The sequence below is a fragment of the Microtetraspora sp. NBRC 13810 genome (assembly GCF_030268685.1).
Lineage (GTDB): Bacteria > Actinomycetota > Actinomycetes > Streptosporangiales > Streptosporangiaceae > BSRQ01.
The window spans coordinates 69,684-95,011 of the sequence record NZ_BSRQ01000001.1 but is presented as its reverse complement, the minus strand read 5'-3'; the positions used below and the strand labels follow the sequence as shown (position 1 = coordinate 95,011).

General features: G+C 70.9%; 20 protein-coding genes. 18 read left to right on the top strand and 2 right to left on the bottom strand.

The features are described 5' to 3' along the window. Positions 1-6: 6 nt before the first annotated feature. Positions 7-537, bottom strand: coding sequence for a PadR family transcriptional regulator (locus QSK26_RS00435; protein ID WP_285772886.1), 531 nt, complete (start codon positions 535-537; stop codon positions 7-9). Between the two features lie 85 nt (positions 538-622). Between QSK26_RS00435 and QSK26_RS00430 the strand changes: the two genes are divergently transcribed. The 13 genes from QSK26_RS00430 to QSK26_RS00370 all read left to right on the top strand — a co-directional run bounded on the left by QSK26_RS00430 (position 623) and on the right by QSK26_RS00370 (position 16,965). Beyond that, the gene (locus QSK26_RS00430; RefSeq protein WP_285772885.1) at positions 623-1,798 is read left to right on the top strand and encodes an allantoate amidohydrolase; all 1,176 of its coding nucleotides are present in this window, start codon (positions 623-625) and stop codon (positions 1,796-1,798) included. Continuing rightward, the gene (locus QSK26_RS00425) at positions 1,795-3,132 is read left to right on the top strand and encodes a formimidoylglutamate deiminase (protein ID WP_502888662.1); all 1,338 of its coding nucleotides are present in this window, start codon (positions 1,795-1,797) and stop codon (positions 3,130-3,132) included. Before QSK26_RS00430 ends, QSK26_RS00425 begins: the two co-directional genes overlap by 4 nt. Further along, the gene (hutI, locus tag QSK26_RS00420) at positions 3,129-4,277 is read left to right on the top strand and encodes an imidazolonepropionase (RefSeq protein ID WP_285772883.1); all 1,149 of its coding nucleotides are present in this window, start codon (positions 3,129-3,131) and stop codon (positions 4,275-4,277) included. The genes QSK26_RS00425 and hutI overlap by 4 nt, the downstream gene beginning before the upstream one ends. A 178-nt stretch (positions 4,278-4,455) precedes the next feature. Continuing rightward, a complete protein-coding gene (locus QSK26_RS00415) occupies positions 4,456-5,394 on the top strand; it encodes a sigma-70 family RNA polymerase sigma factor (RefSeq protein WP_285772882.1) in 939 nt (312 codons plus the stop codon). Positions 5,395-5,869: 475 nt separating this feature from the next. Continuing rightward, the gene (locus QSK26_RS00410; RefSeq protein ID WP_285772881.1) at positions 5,870-7,189 is read left to right on the top strand and encodes an ammonium transporter; all 1,320 of its coding nucleotides are present in this window, start codon (positions 5,870-5,872) and stop codon (positions 7,187-7,189) included. After that, positions 7,186-7,524, top strand: coding sequence for a P-II family nitrogen regulator (locus QSK26_RS00405; protein ID WP_285772880.1), 339 nt, complete (start codon positions 7,186-7,188; stop codon positions 7,522-7,524). The genes QSK26_RS00410 and QSK26_RS00405 overlap by 4 nt, the downstream gene beginning before the upstream one ends. 4 nt (positions 7,525-7,528) lie before the next feature. Then, on the top strand, positions 7,529-9,820 hold the full coding sequence (locus QSK26_RS00400) for a [protein-PII] uridylyltransferase (protein ID WP_285772879.1): 2,292 nt from the start codon (positions 7,529-7,531) through the stop codon (positions 9,818-9,820). 257 nt (positions 9,821-10,077) lie between these two features. Beyond that, positions 10,078-13,518 (top strand): sensor histidine kinase, encoded by a 3,441-nt coding sequence (locus tag QSK26_RS00395; RefSeq protein ID WP_285772878.1) that lies wholly within the window; start codon positions 10,078-10,080, stop codon positions 13,516-13,518. Between the two features lie 55 nt (positions 13,519-13,573). Further along, complete coding sequence (locus QSK26_RS00390; RefSeq protein ID WP_285772877.1) at positions 13,574-13,996, top strand: roadblock/LC7 domain-containing protein; 423 nt, start codon at positions 13,574-13,576, stop codon at positions 13,994-13,996. A 22-nt stretch (positions 13,997-14,018) separates the two neighbouring features. Further along, positions 14,019-14,381 carry a DUF742 domain-containing protein gene (locus tag QSK26_RS00385; RefSeq protein ID WP_285772876.1) on the top strand — a complete coding sequence of 121 codons (363 nt, stop codon included), beginning with the start codon at positions 14,019-14,021 and terminating at the stop codon, positions 14,379-14,381. A gap of 10 nt (positions 14,382-14,391) precedes the next feature. Further along, complete coding sequence (locus QSK26_RS00380) at positions 14,392-14,949, top strand: GTP-binding protein (RefSeq protein ID WP_285773512.1); 558 nt, start codon at positions 14,392-14,394, stop codon at positions 14,947-14,949. 908 nt (positions 14,950-15,857) lie between these two features. Then, complete coding sequence (locus QSK26_RS00375) at positions 15,858-16,280, top strand: roadblock/LC7 domain-containing protein (protein ID WP_285772875.1); 423 nt, start codon at positions 15,858-15,860, stop codon at positions 16,278-16,280. Between the two features lie 130 nt (positions 16,281-16,410). Continuing rightward, positions 16,411-16,965, top strand: a complete 555-nt coding sequence (locus QSK26_RS00370; RefSeq protein ID WP_285772874.1) for a GTP-binding protein — start codon at positions 16,411-16,413, stop codon at positions 16,963-16,965. A 20-nt stretch (positions 16,966-16,985) separates the two neighbouring features. Here the strand turns inward: QSK26_RS00370 and QSK26_RS00365 are convergent, their stop codons facing one another. Then, positions 16,986-17,771: an ABC transporter ATP-binding protein gene (locus tag QSK26_RS00365; protein WP_285772873.1), complete on the bottom strand. Its 786-nt coding sequence runs from the start codon at positions 17,769-17,771 to the stop codon at positions 16,986-16,988. A gap of 248 nt (positions 17,772-18,019) precedes the next feature. Between QSK26_RS00365 and QSK26_RS00360 the strand changes: the two genes are divergently transcribed. The 5 genes from QSK26_RS00360 to QSK26_RS00340 all read left to right on the top strand — a co-directional run bounded on the left by QSK26_RS00360 (position 18,020) and on the right by QSK26_RS00340 (position 25,314). After that, positions 18,020-19,012: an ABC transporter substrate-binding protein gene (locus QSK26_RS00360; RefSeq protein ID WP_285772872.1), complete on the top strand. Its 993-nt coding sequence runs from the start codon at positions 18,020-18,022 to the stop codon at positions 19,010-19,012. A 23-nt stretch (positions 19,013-19,035) separates the two neighbouring features. Continuing rightward, on the top strand, positions 19,036-19,776 hold the full coding sequence (locus QSK26_RS00355; RefSeq protein ID WP_285772871.1) for an ABC transporter permease: 741 nt from the start codon (positions 19,036-19,038) through the stop codon (positions 19,774-19,776). Continuing rightward, positions 19,773-20,648, top strand: a complete 876-nt coding sequence (locus QSK26_RS00350; protein WP_285772870.1) for an ABC transporter permease — start codon at positions 19,773-19,775, stop codon at positions 20,646-20,648. Before QSK26_RS00355 ends, QSK26_RS00350 begins: the two co-directional genes overlap by 4 nt. 15 nt (positions 20,649-20,663) lie before the next feature. Continuing rightward, entirely contained in the window at positions 20,664-21,926 is a 1,263-nt protein-coding gene (locus QSK26_RS00345; RefSeq protein ID WP_285772869.1) for a flavin-dependent oxidoreductase, read from the top strand. A gap of 229 nt (positions 21,927-22,155) precedes the next feature. Continuing rightward, positions 22,156-25,314 carry a sensor histidine kinase gene (locus QSK26_RS00340; RefSeq protein ID WP_285772868.1) on the top strand — a complete coding sequence of 1,053 codons (3,159 nt, stop codon included), beginning with the start codon at positions 22,156-22,158 and terminating at the stop codon, positions 25,312-25,314. The last annotated feature ends 14 nt before the right edge of the window (positions 25,315-25,328 follow it).

The following is a 25,328-nucleotide window of genomic DNA, read 5'->3' as shown; positions in this document are numbered from 1 at the left end:
GTGCGGTCAGGGCAGATCTCCGGCCTTGACCTTGGGGATGGTCTCGTCGAGCCAGTCGAGCTGGGCTCGAAGCTGGCCGGTGATCAGCTTCAGGTTCTCGTCGATGTGCCTGGGCGCGCCGAAGCCCTGCTTGCCGCCGAGCGAACGCTCCATCATGGAGATCGTCAGCCGGAGCTGCTCGCTCCTGGCCTGCATCGCGCGCAGCAGTTCGGCCTGCGGCATCCGGTCCATGAAGGTCATGGCCACCTGGAACGGGTCGACGATGGGGCTGATGTCCATCCACGCCCGGAACAGCCGGTGGTAGAACTCCGCCCGCCCGTCGTCGGTGATCGCGTAGACGGTCTTGCCGCCCCTCCCGCCTTCGACGACCTCCAGCAGTCCCTCGTCGGCCATCTTGGCCAGCCCGTGGTAGATCGAGCCGTAGGCCACGCTGGCCCAGCTGTCGGCGCCCCACAGTTCCAGCCGCCGCCGCACCTTGTAGCCGTGCAGGGGGCCGTCGAGCAGGACGCCCAGGATCAGGATGCGTGTGGACGTCATGTACAAATTTGTAGTCAAATTTGAGCACTCGCGTCAAGGGGGAGGCGGGTGTAGTTGAATGGGGCCATTCACTAGGGTGGGGTGCATGCGCAGGTTCGACGGGATGTGGCGAGCGGTGGCCGACGTGGGCAGGGACCGGCGGGGCGGGTACGCCCGGGACGCCTGGTCGGCCGCCGACCTGGAGCTTCGCGAGTGGTTCCGGCAGGAGGCCGGCCTGCGGGACCTCGCCGTCCGCGAGGACCGCAACGGCAACCTGTGGGCGTGGTGGGGCGACCCCGGCAGCCGTCCCGGCGTCGTCACCGGCAGCCACCTCGACTCGGTGCGCCAGGGCGGCGCCTTCGACGGGCCGCTCGGCGTGGTGTCCGCGTTCGCCGCGATCGACGCGCTCCGCGAGCGCGGCGTGCGGCCGGGCCGGCCGCTCGGCGTGGCCTGCTTCACCGACGAGGAGGGCGCCAGGTTCGGCGTGCCGTGCGTCGGGTCGCGCCTGCTCACCGGCGTGCTCGACCCCGCCAGGGCGTGCGGCCTGACCGACGACGAGGGCGACACACTGGCCGACGTGCTGCGCGCGGCCGGCCGCTCGCCGCAGGCCCTCGGCCGGGACGAGGAGACCCTGCGCCATGTGGGGGTGTTCGTCGAGCTGCACGTCGAGCAGGGCAAAGGGCTGGTGGACGAGGACGCCGCGGTCGGCGTGGCGAGCGCGATCCGGCCGCACGGGCGGTGGCGGTTCGACTTCCGCGGCAGGGCCGACCACGCCGGCACCACGCTCCTCGCCGACCGGGACGACCCGATGCTGCCCTTCGCCAGGACCGTCCTGCTGGCCAGGGAGGCGGCCGAGCGGCACGGCGTGGTCGCCACGGTGGGCAAGGTCCGGGTCGAACCGGGCAGCGCCAACGCCATCCCCGCCCGCGTCTCGGCCTGGCTGGACGCCAGGGGGCCGGAGGAGAGCGCCGTCCGCGCCCTGGTCGCCGAGCTGACCGGTGCGGCCGGCGCCGAGGTGGAGTGCGAGTCGTGGACGCCGGTGGTGGACTTCGACGCCGCGCTGCGCGACCGGCTGGCCGGCGCGCTCGGCGGCGTGCCGGTGCTGCCCACCGGCGCCGGGCACGACGCGGGCGTCCTCGCCTCCGCCGGCGTGCCGAGTGCGATGGTGTTCGTCCGCAACCCGACGGGAATCTCCCACTCGCCGGAGGAGTACGCCGAGCCCGGCGACTGCCACGCGGGGGTCGCCGCGCTCGCCCGCGTCCTGGAGGAACTGTGCGACTGAGCTTCTGGTGCGAGCTGGCCTGGCTGCCGCCTGGGGAGGTCGTCCAGGGGGTGCTGGTCACGGTCGAGGGCGACCGGTTCGCCGAGATCGTCCCGGCGGTCCCCGAGCCGCCCCGCGACGCCGTACGGCTGGCCGGGCTCACCCTGCCCGGTCTCGCCAACGCGCACTCGCACGCCTTCCACCGGGCGCTCCGCGGCGTCACCCAGGCGGAGAAGGGCAGCTTCTGGACCTGGCGCGAGCGGATGTACGCGGTGGCCGCCGCGCTCGACCCGGACTCCTACCTGACCCTCGCCCGCGCCGTCTACGCCGAGATGGCGCTGGCCGGCATCACCTGCGTGGGCGAGTTCCACTACCTGCACCACGGGCCGGACGGCGTCCCCTACGGCGACCAGAACGCGATGGGCCACGCCCTCGTCGAGGCGGCGCGCGCGGCCGGGATCCGCATCTCGCTGCTCGACACCTGCTACCTGACGGGCGGGCTCGGCATACCGCTCGACGGGGTGCAGACCCGGTTCGGCGACGGGGACGCCGAGCGGTGGGCGGGCCGGGCCGAGGCGCTGCGCGACGCCTACGCCGGGGCCGGCGACGTGGCGGTGGGCGCCGCCGTGCACTCGGTCCGCGCGGTGCCCGCCGAGCAGATCCCGACGGTGGCCGACTTCTCCCACCGGCACGCGACCCCGCTGCACGTGCACGTCTCCGAGCAGCAGGCCGAGAACGCCGCCTGCGTCGAGATGTACGCGGCGACCCCGGTGCAGCTGCTGACCGAGCGCGGCGCGCTCGGCCCCCGCTCCACCGCGGTGCACGCCACCCACCTCTCCGACGTGGACCTCGCCCTGCTCGGCCAGTCGGGCACCCACGTGTGCATGTGCCCCACCACCGAACGCGACCTGGCCGACGGCGTCGGCCCGGCCCGCCCGCTGTTCGAGGCGGGCTCGCCGATCACGCTCGGCTCCGACAGCCACGCGGTGATCGACCTCTTCGAGGAGGCCCGCGCCGTCGAGCTGGACGAGCGGCTGGTCAGCGGCCGGCGCGGGCACTGGACCGCCGCGGAGCTGCTGGACGCCGCCACCGCCGCGGGGCACGCCTCGCTCGGCTTCCCCGACGCGGGAGTCCTGCTGCCGGGCGCGCGGGCCGATCTGGTGTCGGTGCGGCTCGACTCGGTCCGAACGGCGGGCGCCACACCCGCCACCGCGGCGGAGGCGGTCGTCTTCGCCGCCTCCCCGGCCGACGTGCACTCGGTGGTGGCCGGCGGGCGCCGGATCGTCACCGACGGCCGGCACGGCCTCGGCGACGTGGGCGGCCTGCTGGCGGCGGCGATCCGGGAGATCTCGTGACCTCGGTCCTCTTCGACGGCATCGGACTCCTCTATACGGGCGATCCCGAGGCCGAGGAGCTGACGGACGCCGCGCTCGTCGCCCAGGACGGGCTCGTGGCCTGGATCGGCCCGGCGGGTGAGGCCCCGGACGCCGACCAGCGGGTGGACGCCGGTGGGCGCTGCGTCATCCCCGGGTTCGTGGACAGCCACGCCCACCTGGTGTTCGCCGGCGACCGGTCCGCGGAGTTCGCCGCCAGGATGTCCGGCGTGCCGTACTCCGCGGGCGGCATCCGCACCACCGTGGCCGCCACCAGGGGGGCGGGCGCCGCCGAGCTGACCGCCCGCACCGCCGTCCTGGTCGCCGAGATGGCCGCCCAGGGCACCACCACCGTCGAGATCAAGAGCGGGTACGGCCTCACCGTCGAGGACGAGCGGCGGGCGCTGCGCGTCGCCGCCGACTTCACCGCGGAGACGACGTACCTGGGCGCGCACGTCGTGCCGCCGGACACCGATCCCGACGACTACGTGCGGCTCGTCACCGGGCCGATGCTCGACGCCTGCGCCCCGCACGCCAGGTGGATCGACGTCTTCTGCGAGCGGGGCGCGTTCGACGGCGACCAGACCAGGGAGATCCTGTCGGCGGGCATCGCGGCCGGGCTCGGCGCCCGGGTGCACGCGGGCCAGCTCGGCGAGGGGCCGGGCGTGGCCGTCGCCTGCGAGCTGGGCGCCGCCTCCGCCGACCACTGCACCCACCTGTCCGCCGCCGACGTGGAGGCCCTGGCGTCCAGCGGGGTGGTGGCGACCCTGCTGCCCGGCGCGGAGTTCTCCACCCGCTCGCCGTACCCGGACGCGCGCCGGCTGCTCGGCGCGGGCGTCACCGTGGCGCTCGCCACCGACTGCAACCCCGGGTCGTCCTTCACCTCCTCCATGCCTTTCTGCATCGCGCTCGCCGTGCGGGAGATGAGGATGACGCCACTGGAGGCGGTCCGCGCCGCCACCTACGGCGGAGCCCGCGCGCTGCGCCGCGACGACGTCGGCGTGCTCCGGCCGGGGGCGCGGGCCGACCTCGTGATGCTGGACGCTTCTTCCTATATCCATCTCGCGTATCGCCCCGGAGTTCCACTCGTACGCCAGGTGTGGCAGGCGGGACAACGGATCTTCTGATCGGTTTCACCGGGCGCCGCAAGGGTAGTTCGCGCTTTCTTCGCCCGGGACATCCTCCGTAAGGAGGAATCCAAAACCATTCTCCGGGCGTATCCCTTGAGGGAATCTTTGCCCCGATCGACTCGTTCATCGGGGAAAGGCGGAACGTTGGGGCGCGGCGGGAACGAGGTGCCACGGGATGGCAAGGCCTACGGGGAATCGCACGCAGGACCAGCAGGTCTCGGATCGTGACCTGCTGGGGACCTACCTGGCCGAGATCGGGCGGGTCCCTCTGCTGTCCGCGGCCGAGGAGGTCGAGCTCGCCAAGAGGATCGAGGCGGGCCTCTTCGCGGAGCAGTTGCTGGACAGCGCGCTGGTGGAGCCGCGCGCCGGCGACGCCACGGACGAAGAGCTGGAGAGGCTGGCCGTCTCCGGCCAGCGGGCGAAGGACGAGTTCATCCAGGCGAATCTGCGCCTGGTGGTGGCGGTGGCACGGAAGTACTCCGGCCGCGGCATGCCGCTGATCGACCTGGTCCAGGAGGGAAACCTGGGCCTGGTGCGCGCGGTGGAGAAGTTCGACTACCGCAGGGGGTACAAGTTCTCCACCTACGCGACCTGGTGGATCCGCCAGTCGGTGGGCCGCGCCATCCACGAGCAGGCGCGCCCGGTCCGGCTGCCCACCCACGCGGGGGAGCAGATGACCCGCCTCATGCGGGTGCGCAGGGACATGCTGGCCGAGTTCGACGTCGAGCCGACCGACGCCGACCTCGCCGAGGTGCTCGACCTGCCGATCGAGCGGGTGCGCGAGCTGCGCCGCTGGGCCTCCGACCCGGTGTCCCTCCAGCTCGGCGTCGGCGACGAGGACGAGACCGAGCTGGGCGACATGATCGCCGACGAGACCTGGGCCGACCCCGAGCAGCAGGCGATCGACGTCCTGGAGCGGGAGCGCCTGGAGCACTGGCTGACCGGCCTGGAGGGCCAGGTCCGGGAGATGTTGCGCTGGCGCTACGGCCTGATGGACGGCCGCGAGCACACGCTGACCGAGGTGGGGGAGAAGTACGGCATCGGCCGCGACCGCGCCCGCCGGATCGAGCGGGACGCTCTGGCGCGGCTGCGCAAGATGGCCACCGCCGCCTGATCACGGGTGGCGCAGGGGGAGCTTGGACGGCCGGACGGCCGGTGCAGGGGGAGCTTGGGCGGCCGGACGGCCGGTCACGCCGGGATCGTGGGGGATCCGGGGTGGCCGGCCGTTCCGGCGTCCGGGGTCGGTGGGAGCGCGTGGAGCGCCCCACGGCGAACGATCACCGGATTCGGCTCGTCCGAAATACAGGTGAAACACCGCACCGCTGAGTTTCACGAACGCGAAACACGCAAGGTCGTGCCCTGAAACGGCGCAAGACAACGCTGAGGCACACCGGAGAGGAAGTCGCGGGGCGGTCGCGGGCGGTCGGGGAAGTCGCGCCGTTGCCATGCGTGACGGTCATGTTGCCGTTGCCGAGTGGCGGACTCGATCCGGAAACACACGTCAGTGCGCTGCCGGTCAATGAAGCCCTGGAGGCCCACTGCGTTGAGGACAACCGGCCGTATGCCAATCGGAAGGAGGGTCGCTTCGCATGAAGATCGATAGCGGCTCCACCGCCTGGATGCTCGTGAGCACCGCGCTCGTGCTGCTCATGACCCCGGGCCTCGCGTTCTTCTACGGGGGCATGACCAGGGCGAAAAGCGTCCTGAACATGATGATGATGTCCTGGGTCAGCATCATCGTCGTCACCATCGCCTGGGTGCTCTATGGCCACTCACTGGCCTTCGACACCGCGGGCGAGGCGGGAAGCTTCATCAACAACATCATCGGCGGTCTCGACAACCTCGGTCTGAGCGGGCTCGTCGAGACCGCGACCAAGACCGACGGGACCGGCATGCCGAGCCTCGTCTTCTCGGCGTTCCAGATGACCTTCGCGATCATCACCGTGGCTCTGATCAGCGGCGCTCTCGCCGATCGGGCCAAGTTCGGCGCGTGGGTCGTCTTCGCGGCCGTCTGGGTCACGGTCGTCTACTTCCCGGTCGCCCACTGGGTGTGGGGCGGCGGCTGGCTGACCGGCCTCGGCATCGAGGACTTCGCCGGCGGCACGGTGGTCCACATCAACGCCGGAGCCGCGGCGCTCGCGGTGGCGCTGGTGCTGGGCAAGCGCGTCGGCTGGCGCAAGGACCCGATGCGCCCGCACAACCTCACGCTGGTGCTGCTCGGCGCCGGTCTGCTGTGGTTCGGCTGGTTCGGCTTCAACGCCGGCTCCGAGCTCGCGGTGGACGGCACCACCGGCCTCGCGTTCATGAACACCCAGATCGCCACCGCGGTCGCGGCGGGCGCGTGGATCCTCGTGGAGAAGCTCCGCGACGGCCACTCGACCACCCTGGGCGTGGCCTCCGGCGCGGTCTCCGGCCTGGTCGCCATCACCCCGGCGTGCGGATTCGTCGACCCCTGGGCGGCGTTCCTGATCGGCGCGATCGCCGGCGCGGTCTGCTCGTACGCGGTGAGCCTCAAGTACAAGCTCGGCTACGACGACTCGCTCGACGTGGTCGGCGTGCACCTCGTCGGCGGTGTCATCGGCGCCGTCGCCCTGGGCTTCGTCGCGGCCTATCCCTTCCTCGACGGCCAGGAGCAGGGACTCTTCTACGGCGGCCCGGTCTCCCAACTGGGGGTGCAGGTCCTCGGACCCGTCGCGGTGGGCCTCTACTCGTTCGTCGTCTCGTGGATCATCGCCAAGATCATCGATGTCACGATGGGCTTCCGCGTCACCCAGGACGACGAGGTCACCGGCATCGACATCACCTCCCACGCCGAGACCGGATACGACCTCGGCACCGTCCACGCCTCCGGCGTGGCGTCTGCGAACGGGCCGGGCGTGCCGTCCGGTGCTAAGAAGGTGGACGCATGAGACTCATCACCGCGGTCATCAAGCCCTTCAAGCTCGATGACGTGAAAGCCGCCCTGGAGCAGTTCGGCATCAAGGGCATGACCGTCAGCGAAGCCAGCGGCTACGGCCGCCAGCGCGGTCACACCGAGGTCTACCGAGGCGCCGAGTACCAGGTTGACCTGGTGCCGAAGGTGCGCCTTGAGGTCCTCGCCGAGGAAGACGACACCGAGGACGTCATCGACGTGATCGTCAAGGCGGCGCAGACCGGCAAGATCGGCGACGGCAAGGTGTGGTCCGTCCCGGTGGACACGGTCGTCCGGGTCCGCACAGGTGAACGCGGGCCGGAGGCACTGTAGCCGAATGATGAGAGGCGACGCTCGCTCGTTCGCTCCGGCCCGCAAGGAGCGGGCCGGAGACATCGACCGCTGGCTCACCGACCTGATCCGTACGGCGTGCGCGATGCCGTACCCGCGGGAGAGGGAGGCCAGGAGCGTTCCGCCGGCCACGGACGAGCGCGGCACCATGGCCGGTGTCGCGCTCGTCGCGGTCGGCAGTCTCGGCCGTGGCGAGCTCGCGCCCGGCAGCGACCTCGATCTGGTGCTGCTGCACAACGGCCGGGACGACGTCGCCAGGATCGCGGATCGGATCTGGTATCCGATCTGGGACTCGGGGATGGGGCTGGACCACTCGGTCCGGACGGTGGACGAGGCGGCCAAGGTCGCCCGTGAGGATCTCAAGGCCGTGCTGGGCCTGATCCAGGCCAGGCACGTGGCCGGTGATCCGGAGCTGACCAGGGCCGCGAGGGAGATGGTGCTCGCCGAGTGGCGGGCCGACTCCCGGCGCAGGCTGGCCCAGCTCCGCGAGTCGGCGGACAAGCGCGCCGACTCCGCCGGCGAGCTGGCCTTCCTGCTCGAACCCGACCTGCGCGACTCGCGCGGCGGGCTGCGCGACGTGCAGGCGATGCAGGCTGTGGCCGCCGCCTGGGTCGCCTCCGCGCCCGGACCCCGGGTGCGCGAGGCCTACGAACTTCTGCTCGACGTCAGGCACGGCCTGCACCTGGTGACCGCGCGCGGCGCCGACCGCCTTGTCCTGCAGGAGCAGGACGCGGTGGCGGACACGCTCGGGCTGCTCGACGCCGAGGCGCTGATGCGCCGCCTGGCCGAGGCCGGCCGGACGATCTCGCACGCCTTCGACTCCACCTGGCGCACCGTGGACCGGCTGCTGTCCGGTCCGGTGCCGCGCGGGCGCAGGCCGCTCGCCGACGGCGTGGTGGAGCACGGCGGCGAGGTCGTGCTCGCCCGCGGCGTCAACCCGCGCAAGGACCCGGTGCTGGTGCTGCGCGCCGCGGCCGCCGCCGCGGAGGCCGGGCTGCCGCTCTCCCCCGCCACGGTCACCACGCTGGCCGGTCAGTCGCCCCCGATGCCGGTGCCCTGGCCGGACGAGGCGCGCAGCGCGCTCGTGGCCCTGCTGGGCGCGGGCCGGGCCGCGGTGCCCGTGTGGGAGGAGCTGGACCAGGCGGGCGTACTGGTCCGCCTGCTGCCCGACTGGGAGCGGGTACGGCACCGGCCGCAGCGCAATCCGGTGCACCGGTTCACCGTGGACCGGCACCTGATCGAGACGGCCGCCGGCGCGGCGTCGTTCACCCGTGAGGTGTCCCGGCCGGACCTGCTGCTCATCTCGGCGCTGCTGCACGACATCGGCAAGGGCTGGCCGGGTGACCACTCGACGACCGGCGAGGTCGTCGCCAGGGACATCGGCGCGCACATCGGGCTGCCGGCCGCCGACGTCGATACCCTTGCCCTCGTGGTCCGCCACCATCTCCTGCTGCCCGAGACGGCCACCAGACGCGATCTCGACGACCCGGTGACCATCGCCAGGGTCGCGGAGGCGGTGGGCAACCGCGAGGTGCTGGAGCTGCTTGCCGCGCTGGCCGTGGCCGACGGCAACGCGACCGGGCCGGCCGCGTGGAACAGCTGGAAGGCGTCCCTCGTCTCCGACCTCGTCCGGCGGGTGCGTTCCGTGCTGTCCGGCACGCCGCTGCCGCCCGCGCCCTCGCTGTCGGCCGAGCAGGCGTCGCTGGCCCGGCACGGCGGTGGCGCCATCCGGGTGAACGGCGGCGCGGTCACCGTGGTCGCGCCCGACCGGCCCGGGCTGCTGTGGCACGCGGCCGGGGTGCTGGCGGCGCATCGCATGGTGGTGCGTTCGGCGTCCGCGGCGTCGGCGGGTTCGACCGCTGTGATCGAGTTCTCCGTGATCCCGGAGTATGGCACGCCGCCGGATCCCGCGACGCTGGAAGCAGATCTTCGGCTGGTTCTCGCCGGGAGGCTCGACATCGAGCAGCGCCTGGCCCGCCGCGCGCGTTCCATGCGGCCCGCGCGGGTGCCCGTGGCCCCGCCCAGGGTCACCGTCCTGGAGGACGCGTCCAAGACGGCCACGGTGATCGAAGTGCGCGCACACGACCGTCCGGGGCTTTTGTGGCGAATTGGCCGCGCTTTCGGCGAATGTGGACTTGACGTACAAGCAGCACGTGTGGAGACTCTCGGCGCGGAAGCTGTAGATGTGTTCTATGTTGTGGACCGTGCAGGCCGCCTCCTGACGGATGAAGATCATCGCAACGAGGTTCGCAACCAAGTCCTTGCTGCGCTACGGTAATCCGGCAGTGCTGAGCATTCTGTCACCTTTGTAACGATTCACGTCCGGTCTAGCCGGTCTTTCGTATATGTTCCGTGACCTTGTGGTCGAATGGTCCACGTTTGGTTGCGACGGTTGGGGGTAGCGGGAGCGTGGCGACGGGTAGTGCCGACAGTGGTCGTACCGCCAAACATGATCGCGGGCGACCCTCGTTCGCGAAGCGGGTCTTCGCGTTGCGGAACTGGCGCGTTCGGACGCGTCTCACCGCCCTGATTCTCGTGCCCACGGCTGTCGCGGTGTTCCTCGCCGGCGCGCGGGTGTACGAGTCCGTCGACAGCATCACCACCCTGGAACGGACCGGTCTCGCCGCGGAGTACTCCGCGAACATCCGGGCCCTCGCCGAAGCCCTCGGCCAGGAGCGTGACATGGGCGCCTGGACGGGATACGCCAGAAGCGCCAAGATCGACGGCAAGCAGGTCAACCTGGAGTCGGCCTGGCAGGACCGCCAGAAGGTCGTCGACGGACTGTCGACCAAGGTCATCGCCGACTTCGACAAGGTGGACTCCTCCTTCGGAGCCCGCGTCGTCGAGGCGATCGCCCAGGCCAAGACCCAGCTCACCGGCCTGGCCGACCTGCGCAAGCAGCAGCCGGTGCAGGTGCCCGCGTACACCTCGCTGATCACCGGTCTCCTCGCCGCCCACGACGAGCTCGCGACCGTGGCCGACGACTCGATCACCGTCGGTGACATGCGCGGCCTCAGCTCGCTGGCGCACGCCAAGGAAGAGGCGTCCAAGCAGCGGGTCCGGCTGGTCATCGGCCGGTTCGAACCGCGACTGGTGACCTCCCAGGAGATGGAGGACTTCATCGCCTCCCGCTCCCGGCAGGGTGAGCACCTCGCGGAGTTCGGCGGCGAGGCCGGCATCGAGAACGTGCAGCTGCTCTACCGGACGCTGACCGACCCCCGCCGGTACAACGCCGAGCTCACCAAGTCCCGCGCCATCGCGATCCAGGCCAGCGGCAAGCGCATCGCGCAGGGCTCGCTGGTCAGCGACGTCGCCGAGTGGTACGACGACAACACGGTCACCATCGACCTGATCGCCAAGGTCGAGGAGAAGGTCGCCGACGACGTCGTCGCCCGCAACCAGGAACTCGTGGGCGCGGAGCAGCGCAACGCCGCCATCGCCGGCGCGTCGATCCTGCTCCTGCTGCTCCTCGTCCTGGCGCTGACCGTCTTCATCGCCCGTTCGATGGTCTCCCCGCTGCGCCGCCTGCGCACCGAGGCCCTGGAGGTGGCCGGTTTCCGGTTGCCGAACGTCGTGCGCGACATGCGGGTCACCGGTGACGCGACGCCACCGGACATCCAGCCGATCTCGGTCAACTCGACGGATGAGATCGGTGAAGTGGCGCAGGCGTTCGACGAGGTCCACCGGCAGGCCGTACGCCTCGCGGGTGAGGAGGCCGAGCTTCGGGGCAACATCAGCTCCATGTTCGTCAACCTCTCCCGGCGTACCCAGACCCTGGTGGAACGGCAGATCTCGCTGATCGACGGTCTGGAGAAGGGCGAGGAGGACGGCAAGCGCCTCGGCGACCTGTTCAAGCTCGACCACCTGGCCACCCGCATGCGCCGCAACAGTGAGAACCTGCTGGTCCTCGCCGGCCACGAGCCCACCCGCAGGCGCAGTCAGCCGGCCAAGCTCGTCGACGTCGTCCGCGCCTCGCTGTCGGAGGTCGAGGACTACGAGCGGGTCCAGGTCAAGGTGCACCGGACCACCTCCGTGGTCGGCAGCGCCGCCAACGACCTCGTCCACCTGGTCGCCGAGCTGGTCGAGAACGCCATCCAGTTCTCGCCGCGCAACACCCAGGTCACGGTGTCGAGCAGCCTCATCGAAGGCGGCGGCGCGCTGCTGTCGGTGACCGACCAGGGCATCGGCATGACCGAGGAGGAGCTGACCGAGGCCAACCGCAGGCTCGCCGAGCCCCCGGTGGTCGACGTCTCCGTGTCCCGCCGGATGGGCCTGTTCGTGGTCGGCCGCCTGGCCCTGCGCCACGGCATCCGCGCCCAGCTCCGGCTCGCCGAGAGCAACGGCCTCATCGCCATGGTGCTCATCCCGCCCACACTCATCGTGGACTCCGCCGCCACGCAGCAGAACCCCACCCCGAGCTGGGGTTCCACCGGTACGGCTCCCGCCGCGGCCGGCGCGGGCCCGGCCCAGGGCTTCGGCCCCTTCCAGCCCGCCGGACAGGGCGCCTCGGGCAGCCTCTTCGGTTCGGAGACCCCGCTGCGCCGCGAGTTCTCCGGCCAGCCGGCGGGCGGCGACTCCAGGCGTCCCCAGCCCGCCTCCTCGGGCCAGGGGTTCGGCGGCCCGCAGCGCGGCTTCGGCGCCCCGACGCCGATGGACAACGACCCGTTCAACAAGGTCCAGGATCCGTTCAACAGCAACGCGGGCGACCCGTTCACCAGCCACGCGAGCGACCCCTTCGCCCGGATCGACCCGTTCAACAGCCAGGCGGGCGATCCGTTCGCCAGTCAGGGCGCCGGCGATTCGTTCGGCGGCGGCCGGAGCGGTGACCCGTTCGCGAGCCAGAGCGGTGACCCCTTCGCCAGCCAGAGTGGTGACCCGTTCGCGAGCCGCGGCGGCGATCCGTTCGCGAGCCAGAGCGGTGACCCGTTCGCGAGCCGGGGGAGTGACCCGTTCGCCAGTCAGGGCGCCGGCGATTCGTTCGGCGGCGGCCGGAGCGGTGACCCCTTCGCGAGCCAGAGTGGTGACCCGTTCGCGAGCCGCGGCGGCGATCCGTTCGCCAGTCAGGCCGGTGACCCGTTCGCGAGCCGGGGCGGCGATCCGTTCGCCAGTCAGGCCGGGGATCCGTTCGCGAGCCGGGGCGGCGACCCGTTCGCCAGTCAGGCGGGCGACTCGTTCGGCGGCCAGGCCGATCCGTTCGCGAGCCAGAGCGGCTCCTTCGGGCGCACGCCGCCCGGCGCGACCGCAGACCCCGGCTTCCGCCGCCAGCAGCCCCCCGCGGGTTCCGCCTCCTCCTCGGCCGACACGGGCGTCTTCAGCCGCCCGGAGACCGCGCCGAGCGCGCGGCCCGAGGGATTCGGCGGCGACCAGTCGCGGGGCGCCCAGCCGTTCTCGCCCTGGACCTCCCACGACGACGACCCGATCACCGCGTCCATGCCGGTGGTGGAGGTCTCGTCGCTGGAGTCCGAGGAGGAATACCTCCCGATCTTCGCCTCCGTCGAGTCCGCGTGGTTCCGCAAGGCGGATGTCCCCGCGGCTCCGGAGGAGCCCGTGGTCAGCGAGGAGGAGCGGGCCGAGCGCGCCAAGCGCGAGGAGAACGAGCGGCTGGAGGAGTGGGAGTCGGCCAGGGCCGCGGTGAGCGCGCCCCCGGAGCCCCCGCAGGCGCGGCCGGCCGCCCCGGCGGCCAGCGACTGGCGCACTCCGGCCGACGAGGGCTGGCGCGCCGCTGCCGCCGCCGCCGAGCCCACCATGGGCGGGATCACCTCGGCCGGTCTGCCCAAGCGCACTCCCAAGGCCAACCTCGTGCCGGGCCGGGCCGCGGCCACGCCCGCGCCGTCGGCCGCGCCGCCGATGCCTCCTCTGTCCGCCGACCGGGTCCGTAGCCGCATGGCCAGCCTGCAGCAGGGCGTACGGCGGGGCCGGGCGGAAGTACGAGATGACTCCGCTGGTATAAGAGCGGATAAGGAAGAGGGCGAGTGAACGAGCAAGCTGACGAACACAGCACTCTGGTCATGGAGCCGATGAAGGAGGAGGCGTGACCACGCTGAGCCATGACGCCCGGAGGTTCGACTGGCTGATCACCGAGTTCGTCCGCGGCACGCCCGGTGTCGCGCACGCGGTGGTCGTCTCGGCAGACGGGCTGTGCCTGGCCAACTCGGAGGGGTTCCCTGAGGACAGGGCGGACCAGCTGGCGGCCGTCGCCGCCGGACTGCTCAGCCTCACCGTGGGAGCCTCGCGCGTCTTCGAGGGCGGCGCGGTCACACAGACCGTGGTCGAGATGGAGCGCGGACTGCTGCTGGTCATGGCGATCAGCGACGGCTCCGTGCTCGCCGTGCTCGCCTCGCCGGAGTGCGACATGGGCCTGGTGGCCTACCAGATGACCCTGCTCGTCGATCGGGCCGGACAGGTGCTGACCCCGGCCCTCCGGGCTGAGCTGCAGATGTCCAGGACGCGATGAGCACGACGAGGGGAGAGGCCTAGTGCACGGCGCCGACGGCGCAGGGGAAGAGGAGCCTCTGTTTCGTCCGTACGCGATGACGGGAGGTCGCGTCGAACCGCGCTATCACCTGGCGATGGAGACGCTGATCTCTTCTTACTCCGTCCCGGACGACGAGCTGGCTCTGCTCACCCCGGAGCAGGAATCCATCGTCGTGCTCTGCCGCACGGTTCGATCGGTGGCCGAGATCTCGGCATTGCTCCGGGTCCCGCTGGGTGTGGCACGGGTGCTGGTGGCGGACATGGCGGACGAGGGTCTGCTGCTGCTGCACCAGCCGCGCCTGAACCAGGGACATCCAGATTTGCACATGCTCGAAAGGGTGCTCAGTGGACTTCGCAGACTCTAGCCACGGTGGTCTGACGTCGACCAAGATCGTCGTTGCGGGCGGTTTCGGCGTCGGGAAGACCACGTTCGTGGGCGCGGTGTCGGAGATCCTGCCGCTGACGACCGAAGCCGTGATGACGGACGCGAGTGCCGGCATCGACGACCTGGCGCTCACGCCGACGAAGTCGACCACGACCGTGGCGATGGACTTCGGCCGTCTGTCACTGGACCGGGACCTGATCCTCTACCTGTTCGGCACGCCCGGCCAGCACCGGTTCTGGTTCATGTGGGACGACCTGGTCCGCGGCGCCATCGGCGCCGTCGTCCTGGTGGACACGCGGCGCCTCGCCGACAGCTTCCCGGCGATCGACTACTTCGAAGAGGCGCGGCTGCCCTTCGTGATCGCCGTCAACGGCTGGGACGGGCAGTTCCTGCACAACGAGGAGGAGGTGCGCGAGGCGATGGCCATCGCCCCGCACATCCCGATCGTCCGCACCGACGCGCGCTCCCGCGACTCCGTGAAGTCGACGCTGATCACCCTCGTCGAGCACGTCGTCCAGATCAGGGCCGCCTACGGCGCCCCCGCCTGACCCACGGGACCGGCGCGCCGGAACCGGCCCCCGGCCGACTCCGACCGCCGGCCCCGCGCGGCCCACCCGCGCCCCCTGCTCACCCCGCAGAGCCGTACATGGCCCCGTCCACAGGCCCCGCGTCCTCGCCGTGCACGGGCCTCGCTCTGTGTGCCCCTGCCTCTCCGGGCCGAGCGCGGTCTCTTCCGTACGGCTTCCGCCCGTCGGGCTCCTGTGCGCCCCCGCCTTCCGGCTTCGCCCCGCCTTGTGACTCCACCTCGGCGTGTCGAGCCCCGGCCCCGTGGTCCTCGCCCCTCGCCTCGTTGCGACCGCCGCCCCGGCCACCGTGTCGTGCCTGGACCCGCACCCGCCCGTCGCCGGGCCGTTACGGAGGCTTCGCCGTTCCGCCCTTGCGGGCGACGCGCTCGCCACGGTTTCCCGCCCCTCAGAGGCCGTGGCGGCGCCGTACCCGGCCCGGGTGATGTCGCCGTGCCTTCGCCGGGTGCAGACGTGCCTACGGGGCGTACGGGGCCTGCGGGGCTTATGGGGCGTATGGGGGTGCGCGACTTGCGGCGCGTACGGCGGGATGCCGGGGGAGCGGGGTTGGTGGGCCTCCGGTGGGCGATTCCCGGTGGAGGCTTGCGGCGGGTGAGGTGGTTAGTCGGCGGGTGTTTCGGGAGGGCGCACTCGGGTGTTGTTCATTCGTGACATAACCTGGAATTCCAGGTTCCGTTCGGCGTAGCGCCACAAATCGCATTCGCCTGGTTATGTTCAAAGCCGTGTCCCGGCGAGAGCTTCTATTTCGTGCGGCGGTTCGCGGGCTGTGACCCTTCGTGTCAGGGGTTCTCGGCGGGCGGCATGTCCGAAAATAGCGATGCCGTGTCCGAAACGGGGGTCGGGCTTCGGCCGGAGACCGTCGAGGAGAAGCGATGCGGAACATGAGCGGACCGGCGCAGGACGTGAACTGGCTGGTCACGGCCTTCGTCGAGGAGGTGCCGGGGGTGGCGCACGCGGCGGTGGTGTCCTCCGACGGGCTGCCGCTGTCCTTCTCCCAGGGTTTCCCCAGGGACCGGGCGGACCAGCTCGCCGCGGTCGCCTCCGGTCTGGTGAGCCTCACGGCGGGCGCGTCCAGGGTGTTCGAGGGCGGCGCGGTCACCCAGACGGTGGTCGAGATGGAGCGCGGGCTGCTGCTGGTGATGGCGATCAGCGACGGGTCCTGCCTGGCGGTGCTGGCCGCCCCCGACTGTGACCTGGGCCTCGTCGCCTACCAGATGACGATCCTGGTCGAGCGGGCCGGCAAGGTGCTCACGCCCGCCGTACGGGCCGAGCTCTCCGCCGTCAGGAGCTGGTGACCCCGGCCGGACGGGGCGGCGGTCCCACCAACACCGGCAAAAGATCATCCGACCTCTCGTGGAACGGTACGATCGTCAGGACGGATGTTTGGAAAGGTGTTCAGTGGGCTTCGCAGACTCTGATCTAGGGATGACGTCCACGAAGATCGTGGTGGCGGGCGGTTTCGGCGTCGGTAAGACCACCTTCGTCGGCGCGGTCTCCGAGATCATGCCCCTCACGACCGAGGCGGTCATGACGGAGGCGAGCCGGGGGGTGGACGACCTCGAGCACGTCCCGACCAAGCGGACGACGACCGTGGCGATGGACTTCGGCCGTGTGTCGCTGGACCGGGACCTGATCCTCTACCTGTTCGGCACGCCCGGTCAGAACCGCTTCTGGTTCATGTGGGACGACCTGGTCCGCGGCGCGATCGGGGCCGTGGTCCTCGTCGACAGCCGCAGGCTGGCCGACAGCTTCCCCGCCATCGACTACTTCGAAGAGGCGGGGCTGCCCTTCATCATCGGGCTCAACGGGTTCGACGGGCAGCAGGCGCACACCGTGGACGAGGTCCGCGAGGCGCTCAGCATCTCCGCCGACGTGCCGATGGTGACCACCGACGCGCGATCGCGGGAGGCCGTGAAGGCCACCCTGATCGCGCTCGTCGAGCACGTGGTGCTCCGCACGCTGCCCGCCGCGCGGGCCTGACGGCGGCGCGCGGGCGGCGGTCAGCCCCGGTTGGCGGCCGGCTCTCCGGACCTGCCCCGCACCAGCCTGCCCACCTCCGCGCGCAGGTGGACGAAGTCGGGGTGCTCACGGGTGGTGATCTGGTCCCGCGGTGAGGGGAGCTCGACCGGCAGGTCGCTCACGACCGTGGCGGGCGCCTTGGACAGCACCACCACGCGGTCGCCGACGTAAACGCTCTCGTCGATGTCGTGCGTGATGAGCAGGATCGTCATGCCGTGCGTCCGCCGTACCTGGAGCACGAGGTCTTCGAGGTCCTCGCGGGTCTGGGCGTCGACCGAGCCGAAAGGCTCGTCCATGAGCATCAGCGAGGGGCGGTAGGCGATCGCCCTGGCGATCGACGCCCGCTGTTGCATGCCGCCGGACAGCTCCCACGGATACTTGGCGCCCGCCTGGCCGAGCCCGACCTGTTCGAGGGCGTCCAGCGCGGCCTTCTTACGCGCGGCCTTGTCCATGCCCTTCCTGCGCAGCGGCAGCGCGACGTTCTCCGCCACCGACATCCACGGGAACAGCGACCGGCTGTAGTCCTGGAAGACCACGGCGAGATTGTCGGGGGTCCGCTCCACGGGGGTGCCGCCGATCTGAATCCGCCCGCCGGTGGGCTTGATCAGCCCGGCTATCGATCGCAACAATGTGGATTTCCCACATCCCGACGGCCCGACAATGCACACGAGCTCGCCTTCCGCGAGGCTCAGGTCGATTCCGCCTATAGCCCGATGGGCGCTGACGCCGCTGCCGTATGTGTGGGTCAGGTTGGCTATCTCAAGCATGCTGATTCCCGATGCCGTGTTCCGTCGATGCCATGTTCCGTCGCGCGACAGGCGGACTCTAGCGGAACGCCGCCCGATACGGAATGTCCGATTAATCCCTATGTGTCTATGTTTGGTGATCAAAGGGACTGGATCGGAAATTTAATACTTGAGTGATTAGAGTAGATTCATGCCGGTATTTGTGCGCTACGATCCTCTGCGTTCCCTCCCAAAGATCGTTTTTCTCGCAGCGCAGTTCTGGAGGTTCCATGAAACTCCGCTCGTCCCTCGTCGGCTTCGTCGCAGTCGCACTCCTTGGGGTCAGCGCATGCAGCAGTTCCGACGACTCCACGACGGCCCAAACTTCCTCTGGTTCCGGTCTTGAAAAAACATCGTTAACAGTCGGCACAATTCCGGTCGTTGACACCGCGCCCCTTCAGATGGCGGTGTCGCAGGGTCTGTTCAAGGCCGAGGGCCTGGACGTGAAACTGCAGACCCTCGCGGGTGGCGCGGAGGCCATTCCGAAGCTCAAGGGCGGCTCGCTCGACATCAGTTCCGGCAACTACGTCTCCTTCCTCGGCGCCGACGCCACCGGCACGCTGGACCTGAAGATCGTCGTAGACGGCTTCGCGAGCGGGCCGAAGTCGCACGTCATCATGGTGCCCAAGGACAGCACCATCCAGACCCCGGCCGATCTGAAGGACAAGATTGTCGCGGTCAACACGAAGCGCAACGTCGCCTCCATGCTGGTCCGCGTCGCCGCCAAGGCGCACGGCGTCGAACTGGACGAGGACAAGAACTTCGTGGAGTTCCCCTTCCCCGAGATGGAAGGCGCCCTGCAGAACAAGAAGGTCGACGCGGCGCAGGTCGTGGAGCCCTTCGGCACCCAGATCGCGCAGAAGATCGGCGCCAGGATCATCTGGGACACCTCCCAGGGCCCGACCAACGAGTTCCCGATCTCGGGCTACGCCGCCGCCTCCGAGTTCGCCGCGGAGAACCCCAAGACCATCGCCGCCTTCCAGCGCGCCATGGCCAAGGCGCAGGCGCTCGCCGCCGACCGGGCCGAGGTCGTCAAGACCATCCCGACCTACACCACGATCCCCGCGGACGTGGCCGGCAGCCTGAACATCGGCGTCTTCCCCACCACCCTCAACGCGACGCGGCTGCAGCGGGTCGCTGACAGCATGCTGGAGTACGGCCTGCTCGACAGCCAGCTCAACGTGCAGGACGTCATCGTCGCCGCAGCCCCCGCGGCCGGATGAAATCCGTTCGCATCGTCAGAGGTGTGATCGGAGCCTCCGCGGCGGCCATCGCCGCGGAGGTTCTGACGCGGTCCGGCATCATCGATGTCGCGCCTTTCTCTGAGGTCCTCGTACGTTTCCTGACCCTGATGGCGGACCCGGCGTTCCTCGTCGGCGCGTTCGACACGATCGTGGCCTGGGCGGTCGGCCTGCTGCTGGCCACCGTCGTCGCGGTCGCCCTCGGGGTGCTTCTCGGCACCGTGCCCTTCCTGAGCAAGGCCAGCCAGGTCGTCGTGGAGTTCCTGCGGCCGATCCCCTCGGTGGCGCTGATCCCGCTGGCCATCCTGGTCTTCGGGTCGGAGACCGAGATGAAGGTCTCCCTGATCCTCTACGCGGCCACCTGGCCGATCCTGCTCCAGACCCTCTACGCGCTGCGGGACGTCGACCCGCTGGCCAAGGAGGCCCTGCGCAGCTTCGGCTTCGGCCGGCTCTCGGTGCTCTGGCGGGTGTCGCTGCCCAGCGCGGCGCCGTTCGTCGCCACCGGAGTGCGCGTGGCCGCCGGCATCGCGCTCGTCGTGGTCGTCGCGGCCGAGCTGCTCAGCGGCGGCGAGAGCGGCGTGGGTGTCATCCTGATCGAGGCGCGCAGCGGCGGCGGCGCCACCGACGTGATGCTCGCGGTCGCCCTGTGGACCGGAGTGTTCGGCCTGCTCGTCAACACCCTGCTGGTCCGGGTCGAGCGGGTGGCCTTCCGCTGGCACGCCGTACGGACGGGGGCGCTGACGTGAGCGACGTGAAGACGAAAGCGGCGATGGAGCCCGCGGCGAAGCAGGTGAAGAAGCCGCGGCGGAGTCCCGCCGCCGGTCTGCTGCGCGCCGCCCGCGCCGTGTTCGAGCGGGGCTGGCTGGCCGTGCTCCTCGTGGTGGTCTGGGAGATCGCCACCCGGCTGATCGACGAGAGCTACTTCCCGCCGCCCTCGGAGATCCTGGTGGCGGTCTACGAGCTGTGGTTCTCCGGGCCGGCGAGCAGCCTCTTCCTCACCGAGGACGCGCTGTCGGACTTCGGGCCGAGCCTGTTCAACCTGTTCGGCGGCTGGCTGCTGACCAGTGTCTTCGGCGTGGCCATCGGTGTGGCCGTCGGGCTGTCCCGCACGCTGGCCGACTACGTCGAGCCGCTCGTGCACTTCGGGCGGGCCGTCCCGCCGCCCACGCTGATCTCGGTCTTCCTCATCATCTTCCCGCTGGGGACGTCGATGCAGGTGGCGATCATCGTGTTCGGCGTCATCTGGCCGGTGCTGCTCAACACCATCGACGGTGTGCGCACGGTGGAGAGGCTGCACCTCGACAGCGCCGAGGTGTTCGGCGTACGCGGGATGGAACGGCTGCGCCGGGTCGTCCTGCCCGCCGCCGCGCCGAAGGTCGTCGCCGGTCTGCGGATCAGCCTCGGCCTGGCGCTCATCCTCATGGTGCTGTCCGAACTCAGCGGGAGCACCACGGGCATCGGCGCCCGCCTCCTGGGCGCCCAGCGGGCCTTCGAACTGCCCGACATGTGGGCGGGGATCCTGGTCCTCGGTGTCCTCGGGTATCTGCTCAACGCCGCCTTCGTGGTGGTGGAACGTCGATGGCTCCGCTGGCATCTGGGTGCTCGCGGGGCGGCCTGAGCCTGGGAGCCTGACATGCGCGTACTCATCATCGGGGCCGGGATCGGCGGGCTGGCGACCGCGCTGAGCCTGCACGCGGCCGGGATCGACTGCGTGCTCGCCGACTCGGCCGCCGAACTGCGGCCGCTGGGCGTGGGGATCAATATCCAGCCGCACGCCGTACGCGAGCTGACCGAACTGGGCCTCGGTGAGGCGCTGAGTACGACCGGAATTGCCACGTCTGTCCAGACCTATACCAACAGGTACGGTCAGCCCATCCTGACTCTGCCCCGGGGCCGGTCCGCGGGCTACGCCTGGCCGCAGTACTCCATCCACCGCGGGCACCTCCAGATGCTGATGCTGGCCGCGGTCAAGGAGCGGCTGGGGCCGGAGAAGGTACGGCTGAGCCTGGCCTTCGAGGCGTTCGAGCAGGATTCGGGCTCGGTCACCGCCCTGATGCGCGACCTGCGCACAGGGCGGTCCGTGGCCGAGACGGGCGATGTCCTGGTGGGCGCCGACGGGCTGCACTCCACGGTCCGGCGGCGGCTGCACCCTGACGATCCGCCGCTGCGCTGGAGCGGGATCCGGCTGTGGCGCGGGGCGGTGGAGACCGTGCCGTTTCTCGACGGCTCGACCCTGCTGGTCGCCGGGTCCAACCTGTCGAAGAAGTTCGTGGCCTATCCGATCAGCGCCGAGGCCGGACGCCGGGGCAGGGCGCTGGTGAACTGGGTGGCCGAGCTGAACGTCGCGGGAACCGGGACGTCGTGGGAGGCCGACTGGACCGCGGCGGGCGCGTTGGAGGACGTGCTGCCGCATTTCGCCGACTGGGCCTTTCCCTATCTCGACGTGGCCGGCCTCATCGAGAACACGGAACGGATCCTGCACTACCCGATGGTCGACCGAGACCCGTTGCCCTTCTGGGGGGAAGGCCGGGTCACGCTGCTGGGGGACGCCGCGCATCCGATGTACCCGATCGGTTCCAACGGCGGTTCGCAGGCCGTTCTGGACGCGCGGGTGCTGGCCCGCGCGCTGGCCGGGACGCCTAATCCGCTGAAAGGACTGTCCGAATACGAGGACGAGCGGTTGGCGCCCACGACGAAACTCGTGCTCGCCCATCGGGAGCTGCCGATGGATGAAACGATCAAGAAGGTGGACGAACGGGCTCCTCAGGGGTTCGCCGATATCGCGAACGTCCTGACTCCGGCCGAGCTGGCGCACATGTCGGAAGCGCAGAAGCGGATCACCGACATGGATGTCGCGGCGCTCAACGAACGCCCGTCCTGGAACGTCACACGCTGAGGTCACGGGTTTCGGTCCGCAGATAATACGCATTACGGCATAAGGAGTCGTCGGGCCGGGCTTGGGTGGGCCGGTGGGATAAAAACTCATTTGGGGCTTACGGGGCATTGGCCGAACTTGACCGATTGTGCTCAAATAACCCTCGCCCCATGAATGCGTACGCGTCCCACGCCGCACATGACGTGCTTCCCGCTGCACCTGACCGTCCGAGGAGAGGTTGCGCAAGCAAATGAGGAGAGCATCAACCCCTGCGGACCGCGAGAACCGCGGTCTGGCCGTGGCCTTACAGGCCAACGCGCCCGACGCCGAGCAGGGCGCGACGTCCGACGCCGCGGACGGTACCCGGGAGAAAAGGCGGGGTGGGGGCCTCTCTCTGCGTAACTGGCGGGTGCGCACCAGGCTCGTGGCGCTCGTGCTCGTCCCGACGCTCACCGGTGTCGCCTTCGGCACCGTGCAGATCGTCAGCTCTCTCGACACCGCGGCGGAATACGAACGCACCGGGGAGATGGCGACCTTCGCCAGCACCCTCAGCGCCCTGGCGCACGAGGTCGAGCTGGAGCGCGACCTCTCCGCGCGCTACGTGGCGGAGGGCAGGAGCGTCGAGAAGACCCGCACGGCCGTGGAGTCGCAGCGCAGGGCGGTGAACGACGCCCTCGGCGGCGTGCGGTCGGGCATCGACGCCGCGGAACTCGTCAGCGGCGAGACCGGCGGCCAGCGCGCCCGCGACGAGATCGCCAGGGTCCGCAGCCGGCTGGGCGAGCTGCCGGGCATCCGCGCCGCCGTGACCGACACCGAACTGCTGCCGCCGCCGGTGATCGACCGGTACTCCAACCTGATCACCGACCTGCTCGCCGTGCACGACGACGTCGGCCAGGGCGTCGACGACGACACCCTCTCCGCCAGCGTGTCCGCCTTCGGGGCCATCGCCAGGGCGAAGGAGCACGCCTCGCGCGAGCGGGCGACGCTGGCCGTCGCGCTGCCCGCGAGGGCCTTCACCAGCGGCCTTTTCGACGACTTCGTCGCCGCGCGGGCGGAACGCAACAGCGAGATCGCCGTGTTCAAGTCCGAGGCCGCGCTCCCGCAGCGCCAGTTCTACGACGACACCGTCAGCGGCCAGCTCGTCGACCGCGCCGAGCAGATCCGGCTCCGCGCCCTCGTCGCGGCCAGTGGGCAGCTCGCCCGCGGCGGCCCGAGCGTGCTCCAGCCCCAGCAACTCGACCGCTGGTTCGAGTCCTCGACCGACACCATCGACCGCATGCGCCAGGTGGAGGAGCGGCTCGCGTCCTCGATCGTCACGACCAGCCACCGGCTCCGCGACGAGGAACGGCAGAGCGCCGTGACGATCTCGGTCATCGTCGCCGTCCTGCTGCTCGCCGTCCTCCTGATCACCCTGGTCATGGCGCGCTCGCTGGTCAGCCCGCTGCGCAGGCTGCGCACCGAGGCCCTGTCGATCGCCGGTCAGCGGCTGCCCGAGACCGTCCAGTCGCTGCGCGACAGCGGCGACATGACGCCGGTCGAGATCGAGCCCATCGGCGTGTCGTCGCACGACGAGATCGGTGAGGTCGCCCGCGCCTTCGACGAGGTGCACCGCGAAGCCGTACGGCTGGCCGGCCAGGAGGCCACGCTGCGGAGCAACGTCAACGCGATGTTCGTCAACCTCTCCCGGCGCAGCCAGACCCTGGTCGAACGCCAGCTCTCGCTCATCGAGAGCCTGGAGCAGGGCGAGCAGGACGAGGAGCGTCTCGGCAACCTGTTCCGCCTGGACCACCTCGCCACCCGCATGCGCAGGAACAGCGAGAACCTGCTGGTCCTCGCCGGCCAGGAGCCCGCGCGCAGGTGGAGCCAGCCGGTCCCGCTCATCGACGTGGTCCGCGCCTCCCTGTCGGAGGTCGAGAACTACGAGCGGGTGGCCGTCAGCTGCCCGCCCGGCCCGGCCGTCGCCGGCACCTCGGTCAACGACGTCGTCCACCTGATCGCCGAGCTGGTCGAGAACGCGCTGTCCTTCTCCCCGCGCGAGACCAAGGTGACCGTCAGCAGCAACCGCATCGACGGCGGCGGCGTGATGGTGTCGGTCAGCGACGTCGGCATCGGGATGACCGCCGAGGAACTCGCCGGGGCCAACTGGCGGCTGGCCAACCCGCCGGTGGTGGACGTGTCGGTGTCGCGCCGGATGGGCCTGTTCGTGGTCGGCCGCCTGGCCCTGCGGCACGGCATCCGGGTGCAGCTCCGCCAGCAGGACAGCGGCGGCCTCACCGCCATGGTGCTGCTGCCCACCACGCTGCTCTCCGCGCCCGACCCCCGCACGCAGGCTCCCCCCGGGTACGGCACGCCCTTCGACCCGTCCTTCGGCGATCCGTCCTTCGGTGACCCGATGTTCGGCCGGCAGCCGGTCATGGCCGCTCCCAGCCCGTACGAGACCCCGGGCAGGCCTGGCACGTCGCTCTTCGACAGCCCGCCCTCGCAGGGCGCGTCGATGTTCGACGGCGGCGCGGGGCAGACCGGCCCGCTGTTCGGCGGCGCGCCCCCGGCCGACTCCTTCGGCGGTCACCGGAACGGTCGTCCCTACGGCGAGAACTCGGGCGACATGTCCTGGCCCGACCCCGTGGCCCCGCCCGGCGGCTGGACGGACAACTCGCTGGTGGGCGACTCCGGATCCTGGTCGATGCGGTCGATGCCCTCCATGCCGTCGATGCCTCCCGGCTCTCCGATGTCCTCGATGACGTCCACGCCGTCGATGCCGTCGATACCCACTCCGCCGCCTTCGATGCCTCCCTCCGCGCCGCCTTCGATGTCCTCGATGCCGGCGGACCCGCTCGCGTCGTTCGGCGGGCCGGAGACCGGGCCGCTCCGGCGGTTCGGGATGGGCGGGGAGCCCGACGCCACCGGCCCGCTCCCCGTGGTGCACAACTCGGTCGCCGACGCCGAGGAGGACTACCTGCCGATCTTCGCGGCGGTCGAGTCCGACTGGTTCCGCAGGGCCGAGCCCGCCGCGCGCCCGGAGAGCCCGCCCGTCGCCGAGCAGGCCCGGGAACCACTGCCCACGCGCGAGAGCAGGGCCCCGGAGAGCAGGCGCTGGTCCTCGCCGAGCGACGAGGGGTGGCAGGCGGCGCGCGCGGCGAGCGAGCCCGCCAAGGGCGGCATCACCCAGGCCGGCCTGCCCAAGCGGGTGCCCAAGGCCAACCTGGTCCCGGGCTCCGCCGCGCCGAGCGCGGCGCCCTCACCCACACCGCCGCCCCGCCCCACGATCTCCCCCGACGCCGTGCGCAGCCGCCTGGCGAGCTTCCAGCACGGGGTACGGCAGGGCCGCGCCGTCGCTCGCGGCGAAGTCGAAGACGGCGCTTATCCCGATTTCACGCGGAATTTCGACACGCAAGGAGAGGTTCCGTGAGCGGGCGATCATGC